Raw genomic sequence first — 8,528 nt, 5'->3', positions numbered from 1 at the left:
GCGGGCTCGTCACCGACGTCTGGCTGCAGGTCAACCCGCACAAGCTCCGCACCTGGACGGCCGACCGGCCGACCCCAGCCCCACCCACCCCGGAAGGGACACCATGAGGATCATCGTCGTCGGCGGCCACGGACAGGTCGGCCGCCCGCTCGTCGAGCTGCTGCGCAGCCAGGGCCACGACGCGCTCGCCGTCTCCCGCCGCACCGGCGTCGACGTGCTCACCGGGGAGGGCCTCGGGCTGGCGCTGGCGGGCGCCGAGGTGGTCGTCGACGTCCTCAACACCACCGAGCAGGACCCCGAGGCGGCGACCGCGTACTTCCGCGGCACCACCGAGCGGTTGCTCGCCGCCGGGCAGAGCACCGGGGTGGGCCACCACGTCCTGCTCTCGGTGGTGGGTGCCGACCGGGCGCTGGGCAACGGCTACTACGTCGGCAAGGTCGCCCAGGAGGACGCGGTGCGCGAGGCCGACCTGCCCTTCTCGATCGTGCGCGCCACCCAGTTCCACGAGCTCGTGCCCACCATCGCCGACTGGCTGACCGTGGACGGTGTCGTGCACGCCGCCCGGACCCTGCTGCAGCCGATCGCGCTGGCCGACGTGGTGGAGCTGCTCGCCGAGGTGGCCGTCGGCGCGCCGACCGGCGCCACCACCGACCTGGCCGGGCCTGCGGCCTACCCGCTCGACGCGCTGCTGCGTGCCACCCTCGCCGCCACCGGCGACCGGCGCGAGGTGCGCACCGTCGCGGGGCAGTCGCTGGGGGCGGAGACGACCGACGCGCTGGTGCCGCTGGGCGGGCACCGCACCGGGACGATCCCGTACCCGCACCCGCCGACCACCTGACGCGTGCCGGGAGATCTCCCGCCGCCGTGACCGACCGGCAGTGAACCTGGTCGCGACGCCGAGGGACGTCGAGAGATCCTCGCCCCGACGCTAGGCTCGGCCCCGGGCACTCGACGGGGAGGAGCACGGATGGACAAGGTGGTCGCCACCGCGGCCGAGGCGGTCGCCGACATCGGCGACGGGGCCAGCCTGGCGGTCGGCGGGTTCGGCCTGTGCGGCATCCCCGAGGTGCTCATCACCGCACTTCTGGAGCAGGGCGCCACCGACCTCGCCGTCGCCTCCAACAACTGCGGCGTGGACGGCTGGGGGCTGGGCCAGCTGCTGGCAGAGCACCGGATCCGGCGGGTCACCGCCTCCTACGTCGGGGAGAACAAGGAGTTCGCGCGGCAGTACCTCAGCGGCGAGCTGGAGGTCGAGCTGACCCCGCAGGGCACGCTGGCCGAGCGGCTCCGGGCCGGCGGCGTCGGCGTCCCCGCCTTCTACACCGCCACCGGCGTCGGCACCCAGGTCGCCGAGGGAGGGATCCCCTGGCGCTACGACAGCGGAGGCGGTGTGCTGATCTCCTCACCGGCCAAGGAGACCCGCACCTTCCCCACCGCCGAGGGTGAGCGGGACTTCGTCCTGGAACGGGCCATCGTCTGCGACTTCGGCCTGGTCCGGGCCTGGAGGGGCGACCGGCACGGCAACCTCGTCTACCGCCGCGCGGCCCGCAACTTCAACCCGGTCTGCGCGATGGCCGGACGGGTCACCGTGGCCGAGGTGGAGCACCTGGTCGAGCCCGGCGAGCTCGACCCCGACGAGGTCCACACCCCCGGCGTCTTCGTGCACCGGGTGGTGGCGTTGACACCGGAGCAGGCGGCGGCCAAGCGGATCGAGAAGGTCACCACCCGGCCCCGCCCCGGCACCCCGGCCACCAGCGGCACCGTGCCCGCAGCCGGGACGGAGGCCGGACGATGAGCTGGACCCGCGACCAGATGGCCGCCCGCGCGGCCCGGGAGCTGCACGACGGCTCCTACGTCAACCTCGGGATCGGGATGCCGACGCTGGTGCCCAACCACGTCCCCGACGACGTCGAGCTGGTGCTGCACTCCGAGAACGGGCTGCTCGGCGTCGGCGCCTACCCCTACCCCGGCGAGGAGGACCCGGACCTCATCAACGCCGGCAAGGAGACCGTCACCCTGCGCCGGGGTGCCGCCACCTTCCACTCCGCCGACTCCTTCGGGATGATCCGCGGCGGCAAGATCGACGTCGCCGTCCTCGGTGCGATGCAGGTGAGCGAACGCGGTGACATCGCCAACTGGATGATCCCGGGGAAGATGGTCAAGGGGATGGGCGGGGCGATGGATCTCGTCGCCGGCGCGAAGCGGGTGGTGGTGCTGATGGAGCACGTCGCCCGCGACGGCACCCCCAAGCTGGTCCGGGAGTGCTCGCTGCCCTACACCGGCCGCGGGGTGGTGCAGCGGGTGATCACCGACCTCTGCGCCCTCGACGTCACCTCCGACGGCCTGCGGCTGGTCGAGCTGGCCCCCGACGTCACCCTCGAGCAGGTCCGCGCCGCCACCGAGCCGGCGGTGCTGGCCGACTGAGCAGTGTGTGCCGCCAGAACATGCTCATGGCGTCACCTCAGGTCCATATCGCAGCTGATGGGCCGCCATGAGCATCTTTTGGCGGGACGCCCGGGGTGGGCGCCGTCAGCGGGTGAGGAGCGAGCGCACGACCATGACGTCGTGGTCGGTGTAGCTGGCCGGCTCGAGCTCCAGGCGCGGGTCGGCGAGGTCGCCGTAGACGTGCTGGATGCCGGGCAGCTGGACGGCCTCGGCGTCGGTCTCGGTCCACCAGCCGGCCGGGGCGCAGGAGGCGCGGCGGTTGACGTCGCCGCCGAAGACGGTCGGCTGCTCGCGGTCCTCCAGGCGGGCGGTGAGCTCGGCGCACTGCTGGGCGTTGACGCTGCCGGGCGCCTCGCCGCCGGTGGAGAGGTGGGCGGTGCAGACGTCGAACCGGCGGGCGGTGCTGGCGCAGATCAGCCGGCGCTCCTCCACCCCGTTGAAGACCGCGAACGCGGTGTCGTCGACGTCGGTGATCGGGGTCTTGGACAGCACCGCGTTGCCGAACACGCCGCGGCCCTCCGGGTTGCGGCAGGGCAGCGGGGCGCCGTTGTAGATGACGGTGGCGAAGGCGACGTGGTAGCCGGCACGGCGGCCGATCTCGGCGACGTCCCCGCTGCAGGCCTCGTTGAAGGTGGCGGCGTCGGCGCGGTTCTCCCGCAGCCGCTCGACGGCCTCGTCCACGACCTTGGGGTACTCGGTGCCGCCGAAGCAGCCGGCCAGGCCGCTGAGGCAGAGGTTCATCTGCAGCACCGTCACCTGCCCGGGCCGGCGTTCCTCGGCCGAGGCCGGGACGGTGGTGGTCAGCGCCACCCCCAGGAGCACTCCGAGGGCGAGCAGGACAGCGGGGATCCGGGTACGCACTGTCCGATCCTTCCCCGCCGCGCACCCGAAGGGAACCGCCGAGGCCGGGAGTTCACCGAGCCTTCGCCCGGACGTCCGCCCCGCGGGTCAGATGCGCGGCGGCTCCGAGGGCTCGCCCGGGTGCTGCGGCGGGCCCGGGTGGGGCGCCCACCCCGGCGCGCCGGGACCTCCGGGGCGTGCCCCCGTCGGCGGGTAGCGGTGCGGCAGCTCCTCCCGCGGCCTCCCGGCGACCACCAGGGCGGCCGCGACCAGACCGACGGCCACCCAGTGCAGGACGCTGAACACGATGGCCGTCACCCCGACCTGGCCGGCCGCGAAGTCTAGCTCGGTCATCAGCAGCGGCAGCACCGCACCGGAGAGCACCGCCTGCACGAGGAAGAGCACCCCGGCAGCCAGCCCCAGCACCCGGACGCGTCCGCGGGTGAAGACGCCGACCACCACCAGGAAGCCGGCGTAGAGCACCAGCGGCGGGATCAGCGAGGGCAGCACGTGCAGCACGAGCGTGCCCCTCAGCGTCCGGTGCCGGCGTAGACGACGGCCTCGGACTCGGCGTCCAGGCCGAAGGCGGTGTGCGCGGCGGCGACGGCGGCGTCCACCCGGTCGGCGTCCACCACCACCGAGATGCGGATCTCGGAGGTGGAGATCATCTCCAGGTTGACGTCGGCCTCGGCCAGCGCACTGAAGAACTTCGCCGTCACGCCGGGGTGGGAGCGCATCCCGACCCCGACCACCGACACCTTGCCGATCTGGTCGTTGTAGAGCAGGTCCTGGAAGCCGACCCGGTCCTTGATCGCCTCCAGCGCCTGGATGGCCTTGCGGCCGTCGGTCTTGGGCAGCGTGAAGGAGATGTCGGTGCGCGAGGTGTCCACGTGCGAGACGTTCTGCACGATCATGTCCACGTTGATCTCGTTGTCGGCGACGGTTTGGAAGATCGCGGCCGCCTCCCCGATCTTGTCCGGGACGCCGACCACGGTGATCTTGGCCTCGCCGCGGTCGTGGGCGACGCCGGAGATCAGTGCCTGTTCCATCAGTGGTCCTTTCAGGTCGGCGAGGTCCTTGACCCAGGTGCCGGGCTTGTCGGAGAAGGACGAGCGGACGTGGACCGGGACGTCCTCGCGGCGGGCGTACTCCACGCAGCGCAGGTGCAGGATCTTGGCCCCGCAGGCCGCCATCTCCAGCATCTCCTCGTACGCGATCTCGGGGATCTGCCGGGCGCTCGGGACGATCCGGGGGTCGGCGGTGTAGACCCCGTCGACGTCGGTGTAGATCTCGCAGAAGTCGGCCCGCAGCGCGGCGGCCAGCGCGACCGCGGTGGTGTCGGAGGCGCCCCGGCCGAGGGTGGTGATGTCCTTGGTGTCCTGGGAGACGCCCTGGAAGCCGGCCACGATGACGATGTCGCCCTCGTCCAGCGCGGACTGGATGCGGCCGGGGGTGATGTCGATGATCCGGGCGTTGCCGTGGGTGCCGGTGGTGATCACCCCGGCCTGGGAGCCGGTGAAGGAGCGGGCGGTGGCGCCCAGGTCGGCGATCGCCATCGCCAGCAGGGCCGCGCTCATCCGCTCCCCGCTGGTCAGCAGCATGTCGAGCTCGCGCGGTGCGGGCTGCGGCGAGACCTGCAGGGCCAGGTCCATCAGCTCGTCGGTGGTGTCACCCATCGCCGAGATGACCACGACGACGTCGTGCCCCTCCTGCTTGGTGCGCAGCACCCGTCGCGCGACCCGCTTGATGCTCTCGGCGTCGGCCACCGAGGACCCGCCGAACTTCTGCACGACCCGTGTCACGCCCGACACTGTGCCACGCGACGGTGCTGCCAGGGCGGCCCACCCACCAGGTGGATGGACGCCCGCAGCACCTCTGGGCGCCCGACCCCTCCTGGACGGCACAATGGCGGGGTGGATCAGCCCCGACGGCCGGCACCGCGGATCGGTGACCAGGAGCGCGACCTGGCGGTGCAGTACCTCCAGGAGCACATGGCCGCCGGCCGGCTGGACCAGCACGAGTTCGACGAGCGGATGACCCGGGCGCTGGGAGCCCGGGTGGAGTCCGACCTCGTCCCGCTCTTCTCCGACCTGCCCGCGCCGCGGATCGACGCCCAGCAGACCTCCACCGAGCTCGTGCGCCGGGGCACGGCGCCGGTGCGGCGCGGCCCGTCCCGCCAGGCCGTCGTCGCCGCCAGGCTGGTGGCCGGGCTGTCCTGGCCGGCCGCCATCATCGCTGCGTCGGTGCTCGGCTGGGGCTCGTTCTGGTGGTTCGTCTTCATCCCGATCTTCGTCACCCCCTGGCTGCTCGGCATCTTCGGTCTGGACGAGGACGGCGAGAAGAAGGAGCAGGACGCGGAGGACGACTGAGCCTTCCGGCCACTCTCTGGCCGGAGGACGGGCCATCCTGGACCCATGGCCAACACCAGCGCCCGGATGCTGCGGCTGCTGTCGCTGCTGCAGAACCACCGCTTCTGGGCCGGACCGGAGCTCGCCGCCCGGCTGGAGGTGAGCGAGCGGACGCTGCGCCGCGACATCGACCGGCTGCGCGAGCTGGGCTACCCGGTGCGCTCCACCCGGGGGCTGGAGGGCGGCTACCAGCTCGAGCACGGGGCGGCGATGCCGCCGCTGGTGGTGGACGCCGACGAGACCGTCGCCATCGTGGTGGCGCTGCGCGACGCCACCTGGGGCCCGGCCGCCGGGCTGTCGGAGGCCTCGGTGCGGGCCCTGGCCAAGGTGATGCAGGTGCTGCCCAAGGCGCTGCGCCGCCGCGCGGAGGCGCTGTCGCAGATGACCGACAGCCGGGCCCTCACCGGGTCGCCGCCCGTCGCCGCGGAGACCCTGGCCACCCTCGCCCTGGCCTGCCGCGACGAGGTGCGGGTGGAGCTGGAGCACACCGGCGCCGACGGCAACGCCACCCGGCGGAAGGTGGAGCCGCTGCGGCTGGTGCCGCAGGGCCGGCGCTGGTACCTCGTCGGCTACGACCTGCTGCGCCAGGACTGGCGGACGTTCCGGGTCGACCGGATCGGGCGCTGCACGGTGCTGCGGGAGCCGTTCCGGCCCCGGACGCTGCCGACCGGTACCGCCGCCGACTTCGTCCAGAGCACCACCCGCACCGTGCGGGGCGGTGAGCGGGTGGTCGCCGAGGTGGCCGCCGACGCCGAGCTCGCCCGCTCCTGGATCGGTCGCTGGGCCGAGGTGGAGCCGCTCGGGCCCGGACGCTGCCGGGTGAGCATGGTGGCCGAGGAGCCGCACTGGGCCGTGCTCGCCCTGAACAGCCTCGAGGCCGAGTACACCGTCCTCTCCCCCGACGGCTTCCGCGAGCAGCTGCGGCAGCAGGCGGAGCGGATGCTCCGGGCGGCCGCCCGGAGCGAGTCACCCGCTCGCTAGGGTCGGCCCATGACGACACGATGGGGCATCGCCAGCACCGGTCGGATGGCGGGCAGCTTCGCCGCCGACTTCTCCTCCGCCACCGACGCCGAGCTGGTGGCGGTCGGCTCGCGGGACGTCGCCCGCGCCCGCGCCTTCGCCGACCAGCACGGCATCGAGCGGGCCCACGGCTCCTACGCCGAGCTGCTGGCCGACCCGGACGTCGACGTGGTCTACGTCGCGACCCCGCACCCCCAGCACCACCGGCTGGCCCTGGCCGCCATCGAGGCCGGCAAGCCGCTGCTGGTGGAGAAGGCGTTCACCGCCACCTTCGCCGGCGCCCAGGAGGTCGTCGACGCCGCCCGCGCGGCCGACGTCTTCGTGATGGAGGCGCTGTGGACGCGCTTCCTCCCTGCCGTCGCCAAGGCCCAGGAGCTCATCGACGACGGCGCGATCGGCGAGGTCCGCGCCGTCCAGGCCGACCTCGGCTCCCAGCGCGACTTCGACCCGTCGGACCGGCTCTTCTCCCCCGCCCTCGGCGGTGGAGCCACCCTCGACCTCGGCGTCTACGTCATCAACCTGGCCCAGCAGTTCCTCGGCATCCCGACCACGGTGCACGCCGCCGGCTCGACCTACCCCAACGGCGTCGACGCCACCGTCAGCTACCTGCTCGGCTTCGAGGACGGCCGCTCGGCCGCCCTGAGCTGCTCGCTGGAGTCGCAGACGCCCAGCCGCGCGATCATCATGGGCACCGGCGGGCACATCGAGCTCGAGCCCCGGTTCCACCACCCCAGCAGCCTGGTGCTGCGCCCCAACACCGGCGACGCGCAGAGCTTCTCGCTACCGCCGCGCGGGGTGGGCTACGGCCACCAGATCGACGAGGTCGGGCAGTGCCTGTCCCTCGGCCTGACCGAGAGCCCCACCATGCCGCTGGCCGACACCCTGGCCGTCCAGGCCATCATGCAGGCCTCGCTCGACCAGCTCGGCGTCGAGGTGCGCGAGGACGGGTCCGTCCAGATCTGAGCTCCGGCCCCGGGACGGCTAGGTCGCCCGCGGGTCGACGGGTGCACCGGCGGCGAGCAGCGGCGCCACCGTCTCCGGTGCCTCGAGCGGGACGAGGTGGCCGGCACCCGGCACCACGACCAGCTCGGCCGACGGCAGCGCGGCGGCGACCTCCTCGTGCATCGGCACCGAGCAGAGCGCATCCTGCTCCCCGGCCACCACCGTCGCCGGCCCGGGGAAACCCGCCAGGCCGGGACGCAGGTCCCAGCGCGAGCGCTGGACCGCCAGCTGCTGCCGGAAGGAGCGGACGCCCACCGCGCGGGCCATCCGGTCGGCCAGCCCGGCCAGCTCGGCGTCGTCGCGGCGTCCCGGTGCCACCAGCGTGGGCCAGAGCACCTCCGGGGTGATCCGCTCGAACCCGCCGGCCAGCGTCTGCTCCTCCAGGGCGTCCCAGCCGGCGTGCTGGGCGGGGGTGGGCGCCCGGCCGTTGCAGCTGAGCAGCACCAGCCGGCGCACCCTGCCGGGGGCGCGGGCCACCAGCGCCATCGCCACCACGGCGCCCAGCGACAGCCCGGCCAGGTCGAACCGCGGCGGCGCGACCGCCAGCACCGCCTCGACCGCCTCCTCCAGCGACGCCCCCGCCAGCGGCAGGTCGACGACGTCCGAGCCGGCGCCGACCCGCGTCCACAGCCGCTCGTCGAGCAGCATCCCGGGCAGCCGCAGCAGCGGCAGGGTGTTCACCGCGACGACCCGGACCCGTCCGACAGGTCGGGGTAGAGGTCGGTCCGCCGGTCGGCGAACAGGTCGTTGTGGTGCCCACGGCGCTTGTCGCGGGCGCGCCGCACGTCGACCTCGGCCAGCAGCACCCCCGCG

Annotated in this window: 10 protein-coding genes; 6 read left to right on the top strand and 4 right to left on the bottom strand. The window is 73.7% G+C overall.

Going from position 1 to position 8,528, the window contains the following annotated elements; translation table 11 throughout:
* Positions 1-103 precede the first annotated feature (103 nt).
* The 3 genes from DVA66_RS13635 (at position 104) to DVA66_RS13625 (ending at position 2,424) form a co-directional block, all read left to right on the top strand.
* Entirely contained in the window at positions 104-838 is a 735-nt protein-coding gene (locus DVA66_RS13635; protein WP_114560581.1) for an SDR family oxidoreductase, read from the top strand.
* Positions 839-967: 129 nt separating this feature from the next.
* Positions 968-1,795 carry a CoA transferase subunit A gene (locus DVA66_RS13630; protein WP_114560580.1) on the top strand — a complete coding sequence of 276 codons (828 nt, stop codon included), beginning with the start codon at positions 968-970 and terminating at the stop codon, positions 1,793-1,795.
* Entirely contained in the window at positions 1,792-2,424 is a 633-nt protein-coding gene (locus DVA66_RS13625; protein ID WP_114560579.1) for a CoA transferase subunit B, read from the top strand. The genes DVA66_RS13630 and DVA66_RS13625 overlap by 4 nt, the downstream gene beginning before the upstream one ends.
* Positions 2,425-2,529: 105 nt before the next feature.
* Here DVA66_RS13625 and DVA66_RS13620 read toward each other — a convergent pair whose 3' ends face one another.
* The 3 genes from DVA66_RS13620 to DVA66_RS13610 form a co-directional block, all read right to left on the bottom strand.
* Positions 2,530-3,306, bottom strand: a complete 777-nt coding sequence (locus DVA66_RS13620; RefSeq protein ID WP_114560578.1) for an endonuclease/exonuclease/phosphatase family protein — start codon at positions 3,304-3,306, stop codon at positions 2,530-2,532.
* Between the two features lie 87 nt (positions 3,307-3,393).
* Complete coding sequence (locus tag DVA66_RS13615) at positions 3,394-3,804, bottom strand: hypothetical protein (protein ID WP_114560577.1); 411 nt, start codon at positions 3,802-3,804, stop codon at positions 3,394-3,396.
* Positions 3,805-3,815: 11 nt separating this feature from the next.
* Positions 3,816-5,087, bottom strand: a complete 1,272-nt coding sequence (locus DVA66_RS13610; RefSeq protein ID WP_114560576.1) for an aspartate kinase — start codon at positions 5,085-5,087, stop codon at positions 3,816-3,818.
* A gap of 111 nt (positions 5,088-5,198) precedes the next feature.
* Between DVA66_RS13610 and DVA66_RS13605 the strand changes: the two genes are divergently transcribed.
* From DVA66_RS13605 to DVA66_RS13595, 3 genes are read left to right on the top strand one after another with little or no spacing between them, the layout of a single operon-like run.
* Entirely contained in the window at positions 5,199-5,654 is a 456-nt protein-coding gene (locus DVA66_RS13605) for a DUF1707 SHOCT-like domain-containing protein (protein WP_157974001.1), read from the top strand.
* Between the two features lie 45 nt (positions 5,655-5,699).
* Positions 5,700-6,674: a helix-turn-helix transcriptional regulator gene (locus DVA66_RS13600; protein WP_114560574.1), complete on the top strand. Its 975-nt coding sequence runs from the start codon at positions 5,700-5,702 to the stop codon at positions 6,672-6,674.
* A gap of 9 nt (positions 6,675-6,683) precedes the next feature.
* Positions 6,684-7,676: a Gfo/Idh/MocA family protein gene (locus DVA66_RS13595; RefSeq protein ID WP_114560573.1), complete on the top strand. Its 993-nt coding sequence runs from the start codon at positions 6,684-6,686 to the stop codon at positions 7,674-7,676.
* A gap of 18 nt (positions 7,677-7,694) precedes the next feature.
* Here DVA66_RS13595 and DVA66_RS13590 read toward each other — a convergent pair whose 3' ends face one another.
* Positions 7,695-8,396, bottom strand: coding sequence for an alpha/beta fold hydrolase (locus tag DVA66_RS13590; RefSeq protein ID WP_114560572.1), 702 nt, complete (start codon positions 8,394-8,396; stop codon positions 7,695-7,697).
* Between the last annotated feature and the right edge of the window lie 132 nt (positions 8,397-8,528).

Origin of the sequence: Desertihabitans aurantiacus, assembly GCF_003344635.1 — a bacterium.
In the GTDB taxonomy this organism is placed as follows: Bacteria; Actinomycetota; Actinomycetes; order Propionibacteriales; family Propionibacteriaceae; genus Desertihabitans; species Desertihabitans aurantiacus.
Note: the sequence above shows the minus strand (reverse complement) of the source record. Positions and strands in the feature narration are given on the sequence as shown.